Source organism: Mucilaginibacter sp. P5_A6, assembly GCF_056400585.1.
Window position 1 is genome coordinate 43,864 of the sequence record NZ_JBFUKZ010000015.1, and the last position, 23,038, is coordinate 66,901.

11 protein-coding genes are annotated in these 23,038 nt (G+C 41.2%); all 11 read right to left on the reverse strand.

Features of this window, described 5'->3' with window-relative positions:
- Nucleotides 1-185: 185 nt before the first annotated feature.
- The 11 genes from AC1DO4_RS16445 to AC1DO4_RS16495 all read right to left on the reverse strand — a co-directional run bounded on the left by AC1DO4_RS16445 (nucleotide 186) and on the right by AC1DO4_RS16495 (nucleotide 22,955).
- On the reverse strand, nucleotides 186-2,468 hold the full coding sequence (locus AC1DO4_RS16445; RefSeq protein WP_477417700.1) for a glycoside hydrolase family 3 N-terminal domain-containing protein: 2,283 nt from the start codon (nucleotides 2,466-2,468) through the stop codon (nucleotides 186-188).
- An 8-nt stretch (nucleotides 2,469-2,476) separates the two neighbouring features.
- Entirely contained in the window at nucleotides 2,477-4,300 is a 1,824-nt protein-coding gene (locus AC1DO4_RS16450; protein WP_477417702.1) for a glycoside hydrolase family 9 protein, read from the reverse strand.
- 251 nt (nucleotides 4,301-4,551) lie between these two features.
- Nucleotides 4,552-5,154, reverse strand: a complete 603-nt coding sequence (locus AC1DO4_RS16455) for a porin family protein (RefSeq protein WP_477417704.1) — start codon at nucleotides 5,152-5,154, stop codon at nucleotides 4,552-4,554.
- A gap of 195 nt (nucleotides 5,155-5,349) precedes the next feature.
- Nucleotides 5,350-6,687 (reverse strand): TolC family protein, encoded by a 1,338-nt coding sequence (locus AC1DO4_RS16460; protein ID WP_477417706.1) that lies wholly within the window; start codon nucleotides 6,685-6,687, stop codon nucleotides 5,350-5,352.
- A 13-nt stretch (nucleotides 6,688-6,700) separates the two neighbouring features.
- Complete coding sequence (locus AC1DO4_RS16465) at nucleotides 6,701-7,378, reverse strand: ABC transporter ATP-binding protein (protein WP_477417709.1); 678 nt, start codon at nucleotides 7,376-7,378, stop codon at nucleotides 6,701-6,703.
- Between the two features lie 403 nt (nucleotides 7,379-7,781).
- The gene (locus AC1DO4_RS16470) at nucleotides 7,782-10,166 is read right to left on the reverse strand and encodes an ABC transporter permease (protein WP_477417711.1); all 2,385 of its coding nucleotides are present in this window, start codon (nucleotides 10,164-10,166) and stop codon (nucleotides 7,782-7,784) included.
- Nucleotides 10,167-10,301: 135 nt separating this feature from the next.
- On the reverse strand, nucleotides 10,302-12,701 hold the full coding sequence (locus tag AC1DO4_RS16475; RefSeq protein WP_477417713.1) for an ABC transporter permease: 2,400 nt from the start codon (nucleotides 12,699-12,701) through the stop codon (nucleotides 10,302-10,304).
- A 94-nt stretch (nucleotides 12,702-12,795) separates the two neighbouring features.
- On the reverse strand, nucleotides 12,796-15,174 hold the full coding sequence (locus tag AC1DO4_RS16480) for an ABC transporter permease (protein ID WP_477417715.1): 2,379 nt from the start codon (nucleotides 15,172-15,174) through the stop codon (nucleotides 12,796-12,798).
- Nucleotides 15,175-15,333: 159 nt separating this feature from the next.
- Nucleotides 15,334-17,694 carry an ABC transporter permease gene (locus AC1DO4_RS16485; protein ID WP_477417717.1) on the reverse strand — a complete coding sequence of 787 codons (2,361 nt, stop codon included), beginning with the start codon at nucleotides 17,692-17,694 and terminating at the stop codon, nucleotides 15,334-15,336.
- A gap of 113 nt (nucleotides 17,695-17,807) precedes the next feature.
- Nucleotides 17,808-20,225, reverse strand: a complete 2,418-nt coding sequence (locus tag AC1DO4_RS16490; RefSeq protein ID WP_477417719.1) for an ABC transporter permease — start codon at nucleotides 20,223-20,225, stop codon at nucleotides 17,808-17,810.
- Between the two features lie 330 nt (nucleotides 20,226-20,555).
- The gene (locus tag AC1DO4_RS16495) at nucleotides 20,556-22,955 is read right to left on the reverse strand and encodes an ABC transporter permease (RefSeq protein WP_477417721.1); all 2,400 of its coding nucleotides are present in this window, start codon (nucleotides 22,953-22,955) and stop codon (nucleotides 20,556-20,558) included.
- Nucleotides 22,956-23,038 lie beyond the last annotated feature (83 nt).

Genomic DNA, 23,038 nt, shown 5'->3' on the forward strand with positions numbered 1-23,038 from the left:
TGCGTTCAGGATGACAAACCTTTTAAAACGTCATTCCCCCTTCAGAGTTTCGCGGAATTTTACCACTCGTAATGACGGTCTGTTTTTTTATTTTTAGACAACTTCTAAATGCCGTCAGTATTTGTGTTAATTCGACCCAATTCGTGAAATTCGTGTTAATTCCAATTCGTGGAATTCGTGTCAAATTATAGTTTACCTGTTCTTGAAGGAGCGTTAAGTGTAGATACATAATTAAAGCTTTGGGTTTGATCGCCCAGCTGAATCCTAAACTCTCCTGCTTCGGTAACGGTTTTGCTTACATCGTTCACAAAAGCAAGGTCTTTAGGCGTAATTTTAAAGCTTACTGTTTTTGTTTCACCCGGTTTTAGCGAGATTTTATCATAAGCCCTTAAGCGTTTGGTATCCGGCGCTATACTGGCATATAACTGGCTGATATATAACAATACAGATTCTTTACCTTCCAGCTGCCCGGTATTTTTTACGTCAACAGTGATTGTTAACGTTTCATTATCTTTCAGCTCTGGTTTGCTGATGTGCAGGTTATTGTAGCTAAAAGTGGTGTAGCTTAAACCGTAACCAAATTCATACAAAGGATTGTAACCGTGTTTATCATCGGGATTACCATTCTCTAAATTTTTGCGGTAATAGTTGTTTAACGAATTGGTGAAACGCGGATAAGTTATAGGCAACTTACCTGATGGATTTACATCGCCAAACAACACGCCTGCAATGGCATCGCCGCCTTCGTTACCCAACAGGTAAGTCATGAGGGTAGCTGCTGAAAGGCTTTCCGCATCCGTTACAATTCGTGGGCGACCTTCGGCCAATACCAATATTACCGGCTTGCCTGTTTTGGCCAGGGCCTGTGCCAGTTGAATTTGCGCAACCGGCAGGTTAAGGTCATCAATATTACCAACGTTTTCTGTGTACGATAATTCGCCAAGGCAAAGCACAATCGCATCTGCTTTTTGCGCGGCTTTAACGGTCTCGTCAACATTTTGGAGGCTATCAAATGCCGCACCGGCTTCATAGCTTACATTTTCTTTACCAATTTTTTGTTGGATAGCTTCAAGGATGGTATTCTTGCTTGCGGCAAACTTGTCCGACTCATCTCCCTGCCACGTGTAACTCCATCCCCCATCCAATGAACGCATGGTATTGGCCGTAGGGCCGGTTACCAGCACTTTCATGCCTTTTTTAAGGGGAAGTATATGGTTGTTGTTTTTTAACAATGTAATAGCCTCATTAGCGGCTTGTACGCTTACCAACCTGTATTCCTCTGATCCGAACTTTGGATAATCAACAGGATTACCTACCGGGCGCTCAAATAAACCTAATTCGTATTTTACTTTTAAAATGCGGTGCACCGCCTCGTTGATCCGGGTCATTGGTACTTTGCCTTCTTTAACCAGCTCAATCAAATAGGTAAAAAAAGTATAATCATAGGGAACCATGCTCATATCCACACCCGCGTTAACAGCTATCATTACGGCATCTTTTTGAGTAGCCGCTATATGGTGACGATCATGAAGGTATTGGATATCGCGCCAGTCGGTTACCGCAATACCGTCAAAATGAAGTTCGCCGCGCAAAACATCCGTAAGCAGGTATTTGCTGGCATGTACCGGCACACCGTTTATCTCGCCAGAGTTAATCATCAAGGTTTTAGCACCTGCTTTTACAGCTTCGGCAAATGATGGCAAAAAGTACTCGCGCATATAACGGTCTGGAATCCAGGCCGGCGTGCGGTCTTTACCGCTCAATGGGAAGCTATAACCCAGGTAATGTTTCATACAGGCGGCCACATGGTATTTATCGCCCACATCATTACCCTGGTATCCTTTAATAATAGCCGCGCCCATGGTTTTAACCAGGTAGGGATCTTCGCCAAAAGTTTCGTAAATACGTGGCCAAAGCGGCGACTTGCCCAGATCCAATACCGGCGAATAATTCCAGGGAATATAGCTGGCGCGGGTTTCATAGGCGGTTATCTGTCCGGCTTTGTAAGCTATATCCCGGTTAAAGGTAGCAGCAACCGCAATCTCCTGCGGAAACAAAGTACTGCCGGTTGTATAAGTTACGCCATGTATAGCGTCGATGCCATAAATAACCGGGATTTTTAAACGATCCTGACCGGCTGCTTTCTGGATGGCCGAGATCACATCGTACCAATGCTCACGACTGTACGCGTGACCGCTTACATTGAGGATTGAACCCACATGATATTTCATGATAGCTTCCTTTAACTTATCCGCATCCAGCTGATGATCAGTTGCATTTGTTTTTGATACTACATCCGAGGTTACTTCGGTCATCTGGCCTACTTTTTCTTCCAGTGTCATTTTGGCTATCAGCGCATCCACTTTTTTATCGATGGCGCCAACTGATGTGCTTTTTTGAGCCTGTACAGCAGGGGAAATTGCGTTAAGCAAAAGCAAGCTGGCCGCCGTTATGTAAATTTTTCTCATTTGTTTATTTAATTTGAGCTTTCGATATGTTTAATTGGTTGATCCTGGTTTATTTGTATGCTTAATTCGTGTTGTAAGGCTTCTATCGCATTAGCCAGGTAGGCTATTGGGGCATTCCAGTTTATAGTAACCTCGTTAGCGGCATAAGCGTTGGTATCGTCTATATAAGCTTCATCCGGTACTTTAGACGGAACTTTGATCCCGTCCTGCATCCCTGGGTTTGGCCCGCCTGCCAATAAACCGGGGATAGGATCAATCACACCATCACTTGCCGAAGGCCGATGATGCGGGTTCATTGGTGTTTTACTGCCGTAACCGGTTACATAAGAGTATCCTGAAGCATTTCTTCCTAAAAGATAATCAAGGTTGGCCAAAGCATTATTCAGGTATTTTTTATTGTGCGATAATTTATAGGCCTGAATTAATAAAACGCCTTCGTTTGCAGCATCAGAATTACTACCCCAGCCAAAATGTTTTGCAGATTGCGTCATAGGCGTTTGGTAAGCATTGTCATCAACGCCATTGATCAACTCGTCCGCAGTATTCAATAATCTCTTCTTTATCTCCGGCAGCTCATTAAGGGTTTTAACATCCGTGTTTTTTATGAGCGTGTAATACCCCAGTAATTTTACCTGCCCCCAGGCTGGCACCGGCATTTTATCATCAGGAAGCAGGTTAATGTTTTTTAAATAGCTACTGTCATTTGTGCTTACAAATAATTCAGATGCAGCCCAGATAAATTCATCGGTAAAATCATTATCGCCGTAGCCACCGGTAGTTATGGCCGGACTAAATTTCTTATTCATTTCATCCTGCCTGTAAGCTACATTGGGATTTTTTTGAGCCCATATCCAGGCCGTTTTGGCTGCGTTAAGACATGAATCGGCCAAACCTGGCGTTTGTGGTGCAAATTTCTTAAAGATTCTTGAAGCCTGTGCCATAACGGCGGCAAAATCTAATGTTGCAGCTGTACCCTTTTGCACCACGTATCGTGGTGTGCTATCCTTATCGGGCATTTCAAATTTATCAAAAGCCGCATTGGTTAATTTGTGGTAAACGCCGCCATCGTTGGGGTCCTGCATGGTGAGCATCCAGCGTAAGTTCCATAATACCTCGTTCAACAGATCAGGCAGGCCATTTCCGCTTTCCGGGATATTGAGCTTTACCGAATGCATATGGGTGGGAAAATCCTCGTACAACGAAAGCAGGGTACTTGTAGAGATACCGCTGTTTACAACGTATTTATTATAATCCCCCGCATCGTACCAGCCGCCGGGCGACGAAATAACTGTACCGGCAGGTCGTTTTTCGCTTGCGGCAGATGGGTGGATCAATACCTTATTATCCGGATGCCCTTCTGCCCTGGCCCATTTGCCGACATACTTTTGGGTTAAGGGGGTTGATGCCCGCATAAAATAATAGGCTTTGATAACAGCACCCGCCACCTTTTCATGAATGCCATTTTTTATCCTGAAAGGATAGGAATATCCCACACCTGCAATATAAAGCCTGTACTCACCTGGTTTTTCTAATTTGCTAAAATCGGCAATATAGGTTGTTTTACCTGCAAATGAGGGCTGCGCCGATGGCTTCAGGGTACTGCTGAATACGGTATGCTTATTTAAGGTTACAACAGTAAATTTGCCGCTATTACTACTTAATACAATCGCTTTTTTTATGGCACGGGGATAAAAGCCAAGCTGATTCAATCTTATTGGGTTGGATATAGCATCTTTTGTTTGTGCCGATGCGGTTTGCAGGATAAGTATTGTTAAAACAAACAGCACCCCTTTACCGGCTGCATTTTTCCTGGAATTAAATTTTACATGCATTGTATAAACACATTTATAGGTTTTTTTTTGTGTGATATTGGATTTATAAATGTAGGTGTATTTTTTACAATAAGCATAATACTATTATGGCTAATTTGCTTAAAAATATAACACAAAAAACATTCTATAAATACAATTGATTAAGGCTTAACGCAGATAAATAAACCCAACCTTTAAAAACACCAGGCACAATAAAAAAGACCCACCGAAACGGCAGGTCTTTATTTATATTACTGGGTTGAGCCCTAAATTTACAGCGAAAATAATTTATAAGCCAAAGAAAGACTGAACAAGCTTACACGGGTATGAGATGCTTCATTGCCGTAAGCAATTTTATTAAGGCCGCCTTCATATCGCAAGTCAACCGAAAAGCTCCTGATATCCACACCTGCACCTACCTGGATCCCGTAGTTGGCATCCTTGTAATTTAAACTGGTTGCCTCTTTAGTGGCACCACTAAGATTTTGATCTTTATTTATGGCGAATGAAAAAACAGGCCCTCCGTAGAAACGTCCGCCTAAACCAAAAGCGCCAACTTTTGCACCTAATAACAATGGCACATCAAGGCTGGTAAATTTTGCCTTATTAACGTTTCCCTGGTCATCCTTAACATCTATATTTTTTGAAGTAAAATACATTTCAGGCTGAAAATTAAAACCAAGACCACCTACCCTTGCCCATACGCCTGCCAGGTAACCGGCTTTATTGCTATTATCATATTTCCCATTTGACGGAAAGCTGGAGAAGTTTAATCCTGCTTTTGCACCAAAAGAAAAACTTGGCAATACTTGTGCAGATGCCATACCTACGGTTAGCAGGCAAATAGTGAATGTAATTAAGATTGATTTTTTCATTTTTCAAGGGATTATGTTTTTAAAACAAAAATATTATAATAATTAATAAGAGGATGCAAAAGTGGATAATATAGTTGCCACATAAATCAGAAATATCCGGTTTATAAAGCAAGCCCCTAAGCCAAACTTTATAAACCGGATATTATGAATTTTTTTTTCGGCAAAAACAGAACATTTTTATAAATCCCGCAGCTTTTACAGCGCTAACTTGCCCTGGTAATAATCCAGTATTTTATTGTAGATATAACAATCGTAGCGGGCGTTAATAAGGTTTATTTTCGATCTGTCGAGGTTGTTTTTAGCCAGTACAAAATCATATGATGTTAACACACCGGCGTTGAAGCGGATCTCGGCTATCCTGAATGATTCGCCGTATGCTTTTACCTGTTCAACAAGTACGGTATAGCGTTCATAAGCTGACGTCATGTTCAGGTAAGCCTGCTCTACGTTTTGCTTTAAAACTATCTTGGTGTTATTTTCAACATATTTAGCTTCCTGCAGGTTAATTTTAGCTAATGTTACTTTATTTCGATTTTGAAAATAATTCAAAATTGGAATATTTAAAGTAAATCCCACAAATGTGCTGTAGTTACCTTTAAACTGATCGTAAAAGCCAACATTTTTATTGTTGATTTGGAAATTGCTTGAGTATACAGTTGCTATACTACTACCTAATGATAATGTAGGCAGCAATACCCCTTTGGCTACCTTTACGCCTTTATTGGCACTTTGAGTACGCAATTCTGCTGCTTTAACGTAAGCAAGTTGCTGTAAAGCCGTACCATAAACCTGGTCTGATGTAGCATCTGTTTTTGTAGATACGTCCTGAACATTCAGCGGCACAAGCTTAAGGTTTTTATCATAAGGGATATTCAGCATCTGCATCAGGTTTAGTTTTGAAACCTCCAGGGCAGTTTTGGCAGCTACCAGGTTCAATTGATTATCACCATAGGTACCCTTTAAATCGTACAAATCAGATGGCAGCTTATTTGCGCCTTGTTTATCCAATATGCTCAATCGTTCAACCTGCTTTTTTGAAACATCAACCTGGTTGTTAACCTGCGCAAATAATTCGGTATTATCAAGCACCAGCAAATATGCTGTTATCACGTTAATGGTAACCTGGTCTTTAGCCTGCTGAAAATCCATTTTGCCTGCCTGGTAAGCCAGCGATGTTTGCTTAATGTTGTTTAAATTGGTAAAGCCGCCAAGTAATGCCAGGTTACTGTTAACACCATAATTTCCAGATTGAGTTGATGTTGTTACCGGATTACTGGTAGTGGGGTCAACGTATCGTCCTGTATTAAAATTGTAGGTCGCTTGTCCATTCAATGTTGGCAGCAAGTATTCCTTTGCCTGTTTGTAGCCAACATTCAGCCGTTCCATTGCCAGCTCGCTTTTCTTTACATCGAGGTTATTTTTTATAGCAATATCCACACACTGATTAATGGAAAGAACAGAATCTGTTTGTGCCTGTACCTGTGTTGCCGACAGCGCAATCAAACCAAAAAATATAAATTTAAAATATCGCATTACTATATGATGATCAGAGTTGTTTTGAGGATTCTATTTTGCCGTCGAGCAGGTTGATGATACGCGTACCATATTCAGCATTTTTTTCGGAATGTGTTACCTGGATGATAGTTACTTTATCTTCCCTGTTCAGCTTGCGGAAAAGTTCCATGATCTCCTCTCCTTGTTTAGAGTTAAGGTTACCGGTAGGCTCATCGGCCAATAACAATTTTGGTTTGGCTATCAATGCACGTGCAATACCTACCAACTGCTGCTGACCGCCTGATAATTGCGCGGGGAACAGATCTTTTTTACCTACGATATTAAACTTATCCAATATATCGGCTACCATGGCTTTACGTTCGCTGCTTTTAAAATCCTGGTAGATAAGCGGGGTTTCGATGTTTTCATAAACGGTAAGCTCATCAATTAAATGGTAAGCCTGGAAAACAAAGCCGATGTATTGTTTATATAAAGCAGAACGCTGTTTTTCTTTAAGCTGATGTACAGCGTGACCGGCGAAATAGTGATAGCCATCTGAAGGTTCATCAAGCATGCCGATAACATTTAGTAAAGTTGATTTACCCGAACCTGAAGGACCCATTATCGAAATAAATTCGCCTTCATCAACTTCAAGGCTCAAGTCATTAAGTACATAATTTTTAAGTCCGCTTACCTGGTAGTGTTTTGAAATATGCTGAAGTGATAACATTTTTAGTTGGTGGATTTGTGGGTTGGTGAATTAGTGATTTGCATTTTAGTTAAAGCAATAATAGTGATCATTTTAATATTAAAGTATCAATAATATACCAAACTTTCAATATATTGATTATTAACACATTAGGCCAAAAGAGGCAAACAAAAACTGTACGTTTATGTAACACGGTGCGTACGTTTATGATACAGTGAAAGGTGAAAGGTGAAAGGTGAAAGGTGAAAGGTGAAAGGTGAAAGGTGAAAGGTGAAAGGTGAAAGGTGAAAGGTGAAAGGTGAAAGGTGAAAGGTGAAAGGTGAAAGGTGAAAGGTGAAAGGTGAATCAACCCGGCAAAAAAATTTGCCTGGTTGATTCACCTGAAAAAAACCTTTTACCTTTCACCTTTAGCCTTTCGCCTCAATTATTCGCTTCTTAAACTTTTAACCGGGTTACTCGTGGCTGCGCGGATGGCCTGGAAGCTGATGGTACCAAGGGCGATAACCAGGGCCAGGATACCGGCTATGGCGAATATCCACCAGCTGATATCAATGCGGTAGGCAAAGCCCTTCAGCCAATAATAATGCATAAAGAGGCCTGCAATGGGCGAAGCCACAAGGAAAGATATGGCTACAAGTACAAGAAAATCTTTTGATAGCAGGTTTACAATACCCGGCACGGTGGCTCCTAATACCTTACGGATGCCTATTTCGCGGGTGCGCTGCAATGTGCTGTAAGATGCCAAACCTAACAGGCCAAGGCACGATATAAATATGGCCAGCACAGCAAAATTGAGAAATAATTTACCAAAGCGCTGCTCGGCACGGTATTGCCTGTCAAAAAATTCATCTAAAAAGTAATAGTTGAATGGTCTTTTAGGTATAAATGTTTTCCATTTATTTTCGATAGCCGCAAGCGTAGCCGGTGTATTTTGTGATGACATTTTTACCGAAATAAGGCCCAGGTTTTTCAGTTCGATGCGCATGCTCAACGGTTTTATAACTTCCTGCAACGAACGGAAATGAAAATCCTTCATCACGCCTACTATTTTACCCTCGCGGCCCCATTGTTTAAAGCGCCTGCCTATGGCCTGTTGCGGCGAACTGTAGCCAAATAGTTTAACCGCGGCTTCATTTAATAACATAGCCTGGGCTGTATCCGTACCAAATTCCCGTGAAAACGCGCGACCAGCCACCATTTTAATTTTAAACTGGTTCACATAATCCCAATCAACAAAATAAAGGTCGAGGTTGGCTATTTGTAAATCGCCCTTTTTGTTTTCAATCTCTGAATAAGCACCCGGATTGCCCCCACCAGGCACACTTGATGAGTTTGCTGTTGACTTTACACCTGGTATTGTTGCAATAGCCTCCTTTAATGCATTACCTGCCGGGTCGCCATTGGTATCCAGGATCAGCATCTGATCTTTAGCAAAACCAAGGTCGCGGTTTTGCATGAAACTCATCTGCGTGTAAACAACAATAGTACCTATAATTAAAGCGATAGAAATGGTAAACTGGGCAATAACCAGCGTTTTGCGTAAGGCATTACCTTTATTGCCGCTGCTAAACCGGCCCTTTAATACCGAAACCGGTTTAAATGCCGATAATACCAAAGCAGGGTACAAACCGGCAATTAAACCAATGCCTACAGAGGTAATAAATAACAGTGTTATATAATACCAATTGGAGAAAATACCTGCACTTATAGTTTTGCCGGCCAACTGGTTAAATAATGGCAAAAACAATACGGACAATACAATGGTGAGCAAAAAGGCGATGAGGCACAATATTACAGATTCGTCAATGAACTGGCGGGCAAGCTGCGATCTTTCGGCGCCTACAACTTTGCGGATGCCTACTTCTTTTGCGCGCTCAACCGAACGGGCGGTAGTAAGGTTTACAAAATTAACACAGGCTATCAGCAATATAAAAATTGCTACTATTGCAAACACATATACATTGGTTATGCTGCCGGATTCCTGCCCGCTACGTGTTGAACGCAGGTAAACCGACTTCAATGGCTCTAACAGCAATTTGTAAAACATCTGCTGTTTCTTTTCTTCAGCGCCATTCCTGCGCTCTAAAAATGCAGGCAGCTGCGCTTCAAGCCTTTTAGGGTTTGTGCCCGGTTTTAACAGCAGGTAGCTTGATGCCCCAAAATTGCCCCACTGATTATCCAATCCTTTATTGAATTTTTGCGTGAGCGACACCATCGAGATCAGCATATCAGCCTTAATCTGCGAGTTTTCGGGGATATCTTTCATTACACCGGTTACCTTAGCAGGTATAGCATCGCCTGTTAACAGTACTGTTTGCCCGACAGGGTCGGTATTACCAAAATACTTTTTAGCTGCCGACTCTGAAAATACAATTGTGGCTATCTCGGATAATGCAGTTTTAGGATCGCCTTTTATCAGCTTAAAATCAAAAACTTTAAAAAAACTGGAATCTGCAAAAGCCGACCTCTCCTCCTGGAATTTTACATTTCCCCTCCGCACCAAAAAACTACCACCACTTATGCGCACAAACGACTCAACTTCGGGAAAATCGGCTTTAATATTTGGCGCAAACGGCCAGGCGGTAACACCAGTGTTAATGGTTTCGGTAGGTGTTTTGATATCAGTTACCAGGCGGTAGATCCTATCGGCCTTGCTATGCATATTATCATAACTTAGCTCAAAACCTACATACATAAATATGAAAAAACAGGCCGTTATCCCTATAGACAGGCCTGTTACATTGATAAAGGAAAACACTTTATGTTTCCAAAGATTACGCAAAGCGATCTTGAAATAGTTTTTTATCATCTTATTGGTTCATTAGTTCATTTGTTCACTGGTTCATTGGTGACATTGTTTATTAATTCACAGGTAATATTAGTTACTATAGCTTTGAACAGGCAAACACCAATGAACTAATGAACCAGTGAACCAATGAACAAATCATTCGCTTCTCAGGCTTTTCACAGGATTGGCTGTGGCTGCTTTAATTGATTGAAAACTTACCGTTGCAAAAGCTATGATTACCGAAACTCCACCGGCTATGGCAAATACCCACCAATCGATATTAATACGGTAGGCAAAATCCTGGAGCCATTTATTCATTGCAAAAAAAGCTATCGGCCAGGCTATTATATTGGCTATAAATACCAGCTTAATAAAATGACTGGAAAGCAGTAAAACAATGTTTTGAACAGATGCTCCTAATACTTTACGAACGCCTATCTCTTTAATTCGTTTTTCGGCTGAGTAAGACGCCAGACCAAATAAGCCCAGGCATGATATAATAATGATAAGGCCGGCAAGGATACTTACCACATTACTAACCTGGTTATCCACCCGGTAAACTTCGGTAAAATGATCGTCTAAAAATTGGTATTCAAACGGAATATCGGGAAAAGTGCTTGTCCAGGTAGCTTTAATAAAGGCAAGTGCTTCTGTAGTTCTGGCACCATTTATTTTGACAGACATGGTATTAAAACCCCAATCCTGCTGACTAACCATAAACATCGTTTCAATTTTATAATGAAGCGAATTGAAATTAAAGTCCTTGGCTATACCTGTTATTCTACCCAAAGAATCATACCCAAAACGCTGACCAAGCAACGAACTAACCGGCATGTTTTTATGATCCTTTAATAGCTCATGGGCTAAAGCCTCATTAATAATGTACTCTTTGCCGTTGGTTGTTTTTTCTTTAGAGAAGTTGCTACCCGCAACTATTTTCATCTTATAGAAACTGACATAGTCGTGGTCCACAATTAATTGGGTTGAGGTAAGTTCCCGTACCGGCGAATCGTTCATCTTAAATCTTATGCCTGATTGATCTAAATGACTACCCAATTGATCCTGTGAACCGGTAACGCCCTGTATCAGTGAATTATTTAATAACTCATCTTTAATAAGCGCGTATTTTGCCGGTGTAACCATGTTAAGCGGAACATTAACTACCTGGTCGCGGCTAAACCCAGGGTCCTTTTTTTGCATAAAGCGTAACTGCTTAATAACAAATATGGTAGCTATCATTAATACAATAGCGCTGGTAAACTGCCCCACTACAAGGACATTGCGAAGCGATCCCTTGTTTTTGCCTGTTTCTACCGCGCCTTTTAATACTTTAACCGGTTGAAAAGAAGAAAGAAATACAGCGGGATAGATACCAGAAATTAACCCAATAAAAATGGTTGCTATAAAAACAGCCGCTATAAGCCCCCAATTATTTGTTAACGGTAAACTGATGTCGCGCTGGCTTAAGGTGTTAATATAGGGCAATACAATGGAAACAAACACACCAGCAAACACAAGCGCTATTATTGAAAGCAGCACTGTTTCGCCTAAAAACTGAACAGCCAGTTGAAAACGCCGGGCTCCAATTGATTTTCGTACCCCTACTTCTTTAGCACGTTCCGCCGATCTTGCGGTAGATAAATTGATAAAATTTACACAGGCTATAGCCAGCACAATCAGTGCTATCATGGCAAAAAGATTGGTAAGCTTTTGATCAAATTTTTGGTAATTTATATAATCCAATCCTATATCCGCAGAGTTTGCATGAACATCTTTTAGTGATAACAAAAACAGGTCATAAAATTTCCAGTTATCCTTATTCATATACTTTTTTTGATAGGCCGGAAACTTTTTCTCGAGCGCTTTTACATCGGTACCTGGCGCAAGTTCAAAATAAGTATTCAACCAATTACCTCCCCATGCGTTATACATCCATGGTTTCATGATGGTATTAAAAGAAAACAACGCATCAAATTGTAACTGTGAATTTTGGGGGATGTTGGCCAATATTCCGGTTACGGCATAACTTGTAGTATCATCGCCGTAATGGGTAATGGTTTTACCCATGGGGTCTTGTTTACCAAATATTTTTTGCGCGGCTTCCTGTGTTAGCAAAACGCTGTGTGGTTTCAATAAAGCTGTTTTCCTGTCTCCTGTTATCAGCTTAAATTCAAACATATCCATGAAGGTAGAATCAACAAAAAACACCTGCGGCGAAAATATTTTCTTTTGCCCATAAGTGATCTGAAACTTTTGTTGCCAGCGTATGCGTGTGAAATTTTTTATTTCGGGAAATTCACTTTTAATCGACGGCCCCATCGGGAACATTGATAAAGCAACTTTTTGTGAAGCTGTCATCCCCGGAAATTTCTGCACCTCGTTTAAGCGGTAGATATTTTTAGTGTGCATGCTGTCAAAGCTCTTTTCATAGAGCACAAAAAGCATAATAACTATGCAGGCGGCCATCCCGATAGAGAGGCCGATAATATTAATAGCCGAGAAAACCTTATTCTTCCAGATATTTCTCCACGCTATTTTGAAATAGTTCTTTATCATTTTATTTAGTTATTAGTCCTTTTCGCTTTGAGTCTTTTGCTTTAAGCTTTCTGCCCTACCTTTCGCTTTTTACCTTTCGCCTTTAGCCTTCTTCCTACTCGCTCCTCAAACTCTTAACCGGATTGGCCAGTGATGCCATTACAGACCGGTATCCTACCGTTATTGTAGCAATAATAAATGTTAACAGTATCGACTCCAGAAATATAACCGGGCCAATGGTTATCCGGTATTGAAAATCTTTCAGGTAATTATGCATGGCCCACCAGGCTAATGGCGCGGCTATTACAAAGGCTATCAGCAGCAAAAAGGTAAACTCCCTGCCAAACAACCAAAGGATATTCTTTATTTCGGCTCCAAGCACTTTACGAACGCCAATCTCTTTGGTTTTACGTACCGCCATAAACGATACTAAACCATATAGACCCAGGCAGCCTATAACTATGGCAATGCCGGCGAAAGCTTCAATTAGCGTAAGCAGGATATTATCCATCTCGTAAAACTTTTTGATGCTATCATCCAAAAACTGGTATGAATAAAGTTCTTCGGGGAAAGTCTGGTTCCAGATCTTTTCGAAAGATGCCAGCGAACTCTTTGCATTACGCATGTTTATTTTGATGGCAACAGTTGAATAGTTGTTAAAATTTGGCATAATACATACCGGCGAAATTTCGCTATGGAACGAGTAATTGTAAAAATCCTTAACCACTCCTACTATCGGTGCAGTAGTATGTTTGCCGTTTATCGATAGCGTTTTGCCAATAACGTCCTGTGGTTTTAAATGAAGTTTTTTAACAAAGGTTTCATTCACCACAAACTCCTTTGTTGTATCGGCACGGAAAAAATTACGACCCGCAACCAATTTTAAACTAAATGTTGAAAGGTAATTTTCGTCCGCAGTTTTGGTATTGATGCCCCAGTGCTCTTCTTCGGCGCGATGATCATAATTAACGCCGGTGGTATTATTTGATTGTGAAGCAGGCGGACGATAACAATACGACACCTTTTCTACTCCCTGAACTTCGTTCAGTCGATTTTTCATGGTGCTTAGTTTTGTCTTATCATTTGATGGCACTGGCAGTAAAACTATACCATCTTTCCTGAAGCCCAGATCGGCAGTTTGCGAGTAATGTAATTGCGATACAATAATGATAGTGCCAATAATTAATACCTGCGAAATAGCAAATTGTGTTACCACCAAAATACGGCGTAATGAAAAGCCGCCAACGTGTTCTTGCGATAGCTTGCTTTTTAGGGCCATAATAGGCTGAAACCTGGCTAACACCAAACCGGGATAAGAGCCGGAAAGGAAAACCACCGCAATACCTATCAGAACAATAAAAACCGATAGCCAGGCAATATTAAATTGCATTTCTGATTGGAACAAATGGTTTATTGCAGGTAAAGCCACATATGATATCCCTACCGCTAAAACAACCGCTACAACCGTTATTAAAGCAGTTTCGGCTATAAACTGCCAAAAAAGCTGATGAGGCAGGCTGCCCAATACTTTGCGGATCCCAACTTCTTTTGAGCGGTTAAGTGCCTGTGCTGTTGCCAGGTTTACAAAATTTACACAGGCGGTAATAATCAGGAATATACCTATAAAAAATAACGCCCATAAATACTTTTTATCTGCGTAACCGTCAAGCTCGGCATTAAAGTGAATATCGCTAATAGGTTGTAGTTTAAAAAACCACACTTTCAGATCGCGGCCAGTGTAGTGCTTTTTAACAATTTCGGCCAAAGCCTTTTCGCCCTGGGTTTTAGATACGCCGGTTTTAAGCTTTGTAAATGCCTCGCTCCCACTGTATACACCGCCCCAGTTGTCTTCCCGGCGCTTATCTGTATATTCAGCCATGCTGCCATATGATAAATAGATCTGCTGCCGGCGGTCGGTATTGGCTGGTATATCTTTTAAAATACCGGTAATGGTAAAATTCACTTTATTATCAAGGCGAATCACCTTACCCATGGCATTATCGTTGCCAAAGTATTTATGCGCCATTTTTTCGGTAACAATGGCTTCGCCAGGCGCTACCAATGCCGTTTTTTTATCTCCTTTTAACAACGGAAAATTCAATATATCAAAGTATGGGGTTTCGGCAAAAGCCACGCCATCTTCTTCCTCAAACTTTTTAACATCGTTGCCCTTTGTGATCGTGATCAGGGGTCGATGAAAGTTTATTACCCTTGCTGTTTTTTCGCCCAGGGTAAAATCGTTTCTGAATGTTTTTCCTAGAGGCTGGGGCACTCCGTTTGATTTATCAATCCCCTCATCATGCCACTCGGTATACAAACGAAAAACCCTCTCCGGATCTTTATGAAAAGTATCAAAGCTGAGGTGATAGGTTATCAGGGTAAAAATCAAAATGCCGCAGGCAATGCCGAGCGCCAAACCAGTAACACTAATAGCTGCGTAAGCTTTATTACGCTTTAAATTTCTCCAGGCTATTTTTATATAGTTCTTTATCATAATATTAGTTTTATTGGTTCACTGGTTCATTAGTTCATTGGTCTTGTCTGGTTGGTAAATTCATCGGTTTTATTAACTTCTGCATCCATCATGCGTTCAATTATGCAAGCTTTGCCGCTTCCCACCAATGAACCAGTGAACTAATGAACCAATGAACGTCTAGTCGCTTCTCAAACTCTTAACAGGATTAGTCAACGCGGCTTTTATGGCCTGGAAACTAACTGTTGCCAGGGCTATCAGCATGGCTAATACCCCTGCAATGGCAAACACCCACCAATGTATAGTTATACGGTACTGGTAATTTTGCAGCCATTTGGCTATGGCCCACCAGGCTACCGGGAAGGCTATCAGGCATGAAATACCTACCAGCTTTAAAAAATCCTTTGATAACAAACCTGTTAAATCCGCAACTGTGGCACCCAATACCTTGCGGATTCCTATTTCCTTTATCCTGCGTTCGGCGGTATAGGCAGCAAGACCGAATAAGCCAAGACATGATATGAATATTGCCAGGGACGCAAAAACACCTGCCAGATTGCCGGTTAGGGTTTCGGTTATAAACAGTTGGTTAAAATCCTCATCAATAAACTTGTATTCAAAAGGGTAGCCCGGGTTATTATCTTTTAAAACATCCCCTGTTTTGTTTAATGCTTCTTTTAGGTTTACACCGGCCTTTAACCTTACACTTAAAACCCTTGTACCTTCGGGATGGCTATATAGCAAAAGCGGAGCGCCCGATATGTACATATCGTTGTACAAAAAATCTTTAATGATGCCGGTTATTGTAAGCACTTTATTACCGCCCTCCCTTATTATCCCTCCTACGTGGCCCTCTTTCCCCATTTGCCTGGCAAATGCTTCATTGATGATCACATTATTGCTATCAAGTTTTGGATCGGCATAAAAATCCCTGCCCGATGTTAGCTTCATACCCATGGTTTTTACAAACTGCGGACTAACATTTTCCCACGTGATTAGTGGATTTTTGGATGCATCCTTACCTTTCCATGCGTAGTTATCGGTATTATTCCAGATCTGTACTACCGGGTATTCACTTAAAGCAGCATCCTCAACAAATCCTGATTGTTTTAAATCATTATATATTCCTGCAAAATGATCGGTTAATTTGCCTTGTGCATTAATATAGATCAGGTTACTTTTATTATAACCAAGCGCCCTGTTTTTTACATGCTGAATTTGCTGGTATATAACCACCGTACCTATAATGAGTATAATGGAAACAGAAAACTGCATAACAACCAGGCCTTGCCTGATGAAGCCGGCACCGGTACCCGACTTAAGTTTCATGCTTTTTAATACCGTTACCGGGTTAAAGGATGAAAGATAAAATGCCGGGTAGCTACCTGCCAGTAAACCGGTAACCCCGCCTATTGCAACCAGGTAAATAAGATGGCCGGATTCAAATACATTGACCGACAAATCTTTTTGTACCAGGTTGTTAAATGAAGGCAGCGCCATATAAATTAACCCTACAGCTATTACTACAGCAATAAACGACATTATAACAGCTTCACCTATAAACTGACCAATCAGCTTTCCTTTACCTGCACCCATTACCTTGCGGACCCCTACTTCTTTAGCTCGTTTCTCTGATCGCGCGGTGGACAGATTCATGAAGTTGATGCAGGCGATAATTAAAATAATGAAAGCTATGGCTGCAAAAAGCCGTACATATTCTATCCTGCCGCCATCCATTTTACCATTGGTGAAATTATCGTACAGGTTCCAATCGTTCATAGCAAAAACGAATGCTTGTGTTTTATTACCGGTCTTTTTTGTACCAAGATAGGTTGATAGCTTTTTATTAACCACGCTCACATCCGCCGATGGTTCCAGCTCAACATAGGTGCGCGCCCAGTTGGCGCCCCAATCCTGCATCCAGGGCATTTTATGGTCGATATTTGTTAACGGAGCAAGCCAGTGAAACTGCAGGGTGGAGTTTTTTGGCAGATCTTTAAATACCCCGGTTACAGTAAAATCCTGCTCATTATTCATCCTCAAGGTTTTGCCTACCGGATCGGTATTACCAAAAAATTTCTTAGCCATGAGCTCGCTAATTACAACCGAATGGATCTGCTGCAGCGCATTTGCACTTTTCCCATATACAAAAGGCATATTAAGTATTGGTAATATTTCTGCATCGGCATAACTGCCGGGTTCATTAATTGCCTTATCGCCAAGTGAAAATAGCTGGTGATCACTTCCCGCTGTACGGGCCGCGTTTTTGATACCGGGGATGTCGGCCTTTAAAGCTTTGGCCATAGGGCCCGGCGTAGCACGGAAGGTGGATGTTTTACCGTTGTAGGTTTGGTTTTCGAAAACAGTATAAAGGTTGTTACGCTTCTCAAAATTATGATTAAAGGTCATTTCATCCTGCACCCATAAAAATATCATAGATGCACAGGCTATACCTATAGCCAGGCCCGCAATATTTAAAAAACTATGCGCCTTATTATTAAACAAGACGCGAAGTGCGGTTTTAAAATAGTTCTTTATCATAATGATTAAATTTTAAACCCTAAATTGACTTCCTCTTTTCAATGACCAATGACCAATGACCAATGACCAATGACCAATGACCAATGACTAATGACCAATGACTAATGACGAAATTACTCGCTCCTCAAACTCTTCACCGGGTTTGCCACTGCAGCGCGTACCGCTTTATAACCAACGGTTACCCAGGCAATAATTACCGATGTGCCGATAGCTAACAGGAATACCCAGGCATTGAGTGATATGCGGTAAGCAAAGTTTTGAAGCCAGCCCGTCATTACATACCAGGCCAAAGGCATGGCTATTACAAAGGATATTACAATAAGCACTATAAACTCCTTAGAGAACAGGTAAACAATACTGCTTACCGAGGCCCCTAATACCTTGCGGATACCAACCTCTTTGGTTCGCTGTACAGCCATAAACGATACCAGGCCATATAAACCCAGGCACGATATAAAAATGGCTATGCCAGCAAATATTTTATAAACCAGGGCCATCTGGTTTTCCGATTGATAAAATTTAGCAATATTCTCATCCAGGAAATATCCGTTGTAGGCATATTGCGGATAAGTGTTCTCCCACATTTTTTGCAGGTCGGCAACCGTTTTGCTTAGTGTTTTGGTTTGAACCTTGATAGCTACAATGCCTTCAAATTTTTTGGCCGCGCTTATTACAATTGGTTTTACGGTTTCGCGCAGCGAATTAGTTTTAAAATCCTTAACCACACCGGTTATCGGCATCCATTTACCGCCGCCAAGGCGTACGGTTTTGCCAATGGCGTTTTCGGCATTTTGAATACCCAGTTTATGAATAAAAGTCTCGTTAACTACTACCTGACGCGCGGTATCGCTTACATCATAACCCTTACCAGCTGTAAATTGCAGACCGAAAGTTTTAAAATAGTCCGCATCGCCAAATTTTAAATAGGTATTAAAGCCGTTATCTTTTGTGGAGTTATTAAAGTTGAAATTGGTACCCCAGTTGTTTTCTGACGATGGCGCATCTGAGGCAAAACTTACTGATTTTACAGCCGGGTTTTGCAGTAACTGTTGTTTAAAAGAGGTTATTTTTCCCAAGCTGATGCTATCAGTATACCCGGGAATAATCAGTAATGCTTCCTTATTAAAACCCAGATCGGCCTTATTTACATAATCCATCTGGTTCACGGCTACGATGGTGCCGATAATAAGCAATTGCGAAATTGCGAACTGCGCAACCACTAATGCTCTGCGCAGGGGGATTCCCCCTATTGAGGCTGCAGTAATTTTGTTTTTTAAAGCCAGTACCGGTTTAAAGCCCGATACCACTAAAGCCGGATAGATTCCGGATAAAAGGATAACGATCACCATAACAGCCGCTAAAAACAACATATTCTGAACATTGAATAAACCAATGCTTTCCGGAACATTAGCAATGTTTTTGAGTTGTGGTAATGCTAATTTGGCTACCGCAAGTGCCAGTATTACCGAGAATAAAACAACAAGCATTGTTTCGCCAATAACCTGGGCTATCAGTTGCTTGCGGGTACTGCCTAAAACCTTACGGATACCAACCTCTTTTGAGCGCCCTACTGATTGCGCTGTCGACAGGTTAATAAAGTTTATAGATGCCATGATAATAATAAGCACTGCTATAAATGAAAGCGTACGTAAGGTGGCATAACTCATGGTATGATCGGCAAGCGGGTTGCCAAAGCGGGTATCAAAATGAAAAAGTGATAAGGGTTGGGCGAGTAAATGAGTTTCGGAAATTCCTTTTTTGTAATGCTTAGTCGAAAAGGTTTTCAACTGTGCGCTCACATTATCCGAACTAATGTTTGATGGGAACAGCATAAATACCTGGTGGTTACTGCTGGTTGATCCCCATCCATCGTTATAGTTATAATCTACCGGATGCTGTTTCCAGGTAACAAACGATACCATTATCTTGAATGGAAAATCGCTGTTTACCGGTACATCTTCAATTACACCGGCGATTTTGAGCGTGAGTACATTATCCATTTTAAGAATCTTGCCAATCACGTTTTTCCAGTCGCCAAAGTATTTGATAGCAGTACTTTTATCAATCACCACCATATCCGGGTCTTTCAAAACAGAGGCACTCCCAGCCAGCCATTTTGAACTGAAAATGTCAAAAAACTGTGGTTCGATAAAAAGGACGCCAAGGTTCTCGGTGAATTTCTTATCACCATTGTTGCTGCCTGCACCTTCAGGTACCGTTATCTGGCTGCCATAGCTGCTGTTTACAGCCGCTACTTTTGCCTGCGGAAAATCCAAACGCAAAGCTTCGGTAGCGGGCACTGCAATACCTGGGTTATAAGTAAGATCAGCTTCATGCTTCTCCTGGGTTACAATGTGGTATATATTTTTGAAATTGGGTTGATAGGTATCAAAACTCAATTCAAATTTGATAATCACAAAAATGAGTAAACAAGCTGCAATGCCTACAGTTAACCCGGCTACGTTAATGCTTGAATAAGCTTTATGCCTGACTATGTTTCGCCAGGCAATTTTGATATAATTTTTGATCATATTATCTGCAGATTTTGATACGTAGTTTAAAACATATACCAAAACAGCAAATATCTAATAATCAATATATTAACATAAGTTAACAATACGAATGTGTTCGTAAGTGTAACAGTGGGTGTACGGTAATGATACAGTGAAAAGGTGAGTAAGGGTTTTTAGACAAAGGAGCAAAGACTTTCAGACAAAGGATAAAAGAGTAAAACGAGGGACAAAAGAAGACAAACACATCTTTATCCCGAAATTCCTTCGTCCAAAAGTCTTTGCTCCTTGCTCTAAAAGTCTTTTGTCTGAAAGTCCATTGTCCTTCGTCCAAAAGTCTTTCACCTAAAATTATTCATTCCTCAAACTATTTACCGGGTTGGCCATTGCAGCTTTAAGTGATTGATAACTTACCGTTACAAATGCAATGAGCATGGCAATAACAGCAGCAAGTGCAAATACCCACCATTGAATAGCTATGCGGTAAGCAAAATCCTGCAGGTATTTGCTCATCATGAGCCAGGCTATCGGTGAAGCCACTACAATAGCGATGAGCACCAATTTAATAAAATCGACAGAAAGCAAGCCGGTAATGTTTGCCACCGATGCACCAAGTACCTTACGAATACCGATCTCTTTGGTACGCTGGATAGTAAGCAGTGAGATCAGCCCTAAAAGGCCAAGACAGCTGATAAAAATCGCTATTATAGCGCTCGATGTGATAAGCTTATTTAACAGGTCTTCCTTTTGATAAAAACCGGCTATTTGCTCATCCAGAAAACTATATTCAAAAACGTTATCAGGAAACACCGATTGCCATATTTTTTGCACCTGGGCCAAAGCCTCAGCGCGGTTTTTCATATCTATCCTGATACCGGCATATTGATAGGCACTACGAAAGGTACTGATATACGTTGGTTCAATGGCTTTGTATAATGATTTGGCATGAAAATCTTTCACTACGCCAACAATAGTACCAGGGATCTCAGAGAGATCGCCGGCCGTAAATTTGCGACCGATGATCTGCCGCGGATCTTTTACGCCTAATTTTTGCATGAGTTGTTCGTTCACCAGGTATTCTTTAGCCGAATCAGCTTCGGCAATGTTCCTCCCGGCAATGATACAGAGACCGAAAGTTTTAGCATATCCGGCGTCGCCCATAACGGTACGCCCAACAAATTTTTCCCATTCACGACCATCGTATTTTATCGAGCCGCCTTTATCCGCGGTTGATGATGGCGCCCGGTAGCAAAAAGAAACAGCGCTGATACCCGGATTGGCCAATAACTGGTTACGTAGAAAATCTGTTTTACCCTTATCAAAATCGGGCAATGGCAGTATGATCACCCCGGTTTTGTTAAAGCCAAGGTCGGCAGTTTTAAGGTAACGCACCTGCATGGTAATAATGATAGTGCCTATGATGAGCACCTGTGCTATGACATTTTGAACAACTATCAAACATCTACGGCTAAATCCGGCAGATTGCGAGTGGCCATTCCCCTGGCTTTTCAATGCGTTCACCGGTTTAAACCTGCTCAAAACTAAGGCAGGGTAAAAACCTGCTGCTATAGTGATGATCGCTACTGAGAGTGCTATAAAGACAAACAGCGCTTTATCCTGCACAAAATTAAAAGTAAGTGTTGTTTGTAGCCAGGAGTTTAAAACAGGTAAAAACAGCCACACGGATACTACAGCCAATAAACCGGCAGATAAAACTATCAATGAAGTTTCGGCAACAAACTGGATAAATATTGCCGATGGCGTACTCCCTAAAACCTTGCGGGTACCAATTTCTTTGGCCCGCTTAAAACTTTGCGCGGTTGCCATGTTGATGAAGTTAACGCAGGCTATAACGATAAGCAGTAAACCTACAATGCCAAGCGTGGTCAGCAGCGACTTCTGTATCACTCCGCTGTACCTGCCATCGAAATGCACTTCATTAATGGGTTGTAAAATATACTTGAAAATTTTTGCCGCGTCCTTATCCTGAACTTTGGTTATGGCTGCTTCGACCGTTTTTGGTGAAAGCTTTGGTGGCAAAGACAGAAAAATCACATTTCGCGAGTCTTCCCAGGACCAACTCTCCTGGAAATCCTTTTGAACATCCGGGTAAAGTGTTTTAATGGCCGTGAGCGATAAAAACATATCGCATTTAAAATCAGTATTGTCTACGTTATCCGCCAGTACTCCCGTTATTTTAAAGTTATGCTTACTATCCAGGCTAATTACCCGGCCAACTGCATCATCTGTACCAAAATATTTTTGAGCCAGCTTATGGGTAATAACTGCATTGTCGGGGTCATTAAAAGCAGTTTTGGGGCTGCCGCCAAGCCATTTATAATCAAGCATATTAAACCAATGCTTATCGGTAAGGCCAACATTTTCTTTTTCATAAAACAACTTCTTCCCCGCACCATCCTTTTGCGGCACCGAGATGGTAAACGATCGTTTTTGAACAAGTATGGCCGCGTCCTTTATCCGCGGCAGCTCGGCTTTGATAGCGCGTACTAAAACCATTGGCGCGCCGCGTTCATAAAGCGTGCTGCTATCCTCAAGGTGCACCTGTTCTACGATTTTATAAAGCGATTTTTTGTTATGATGATAGGCATCAAAACTAAGGTGATAGGTAATAAACTGGAATAAAATAATACTACAGGCTATCCCCAGCCATAAGCCAAATACATTAATAAGGGTGTAAAACTTATGCTTCCACAAGTTACGCCAGGCTATTTTGAAGTAGTTTTTGATCATAATATTTACTTTATACGATGATAGCTAAAACTCTTTAAATGAGAAGTTAAAATGTGTTAAAAGGCTAAAGGCTAAAGGCTTTC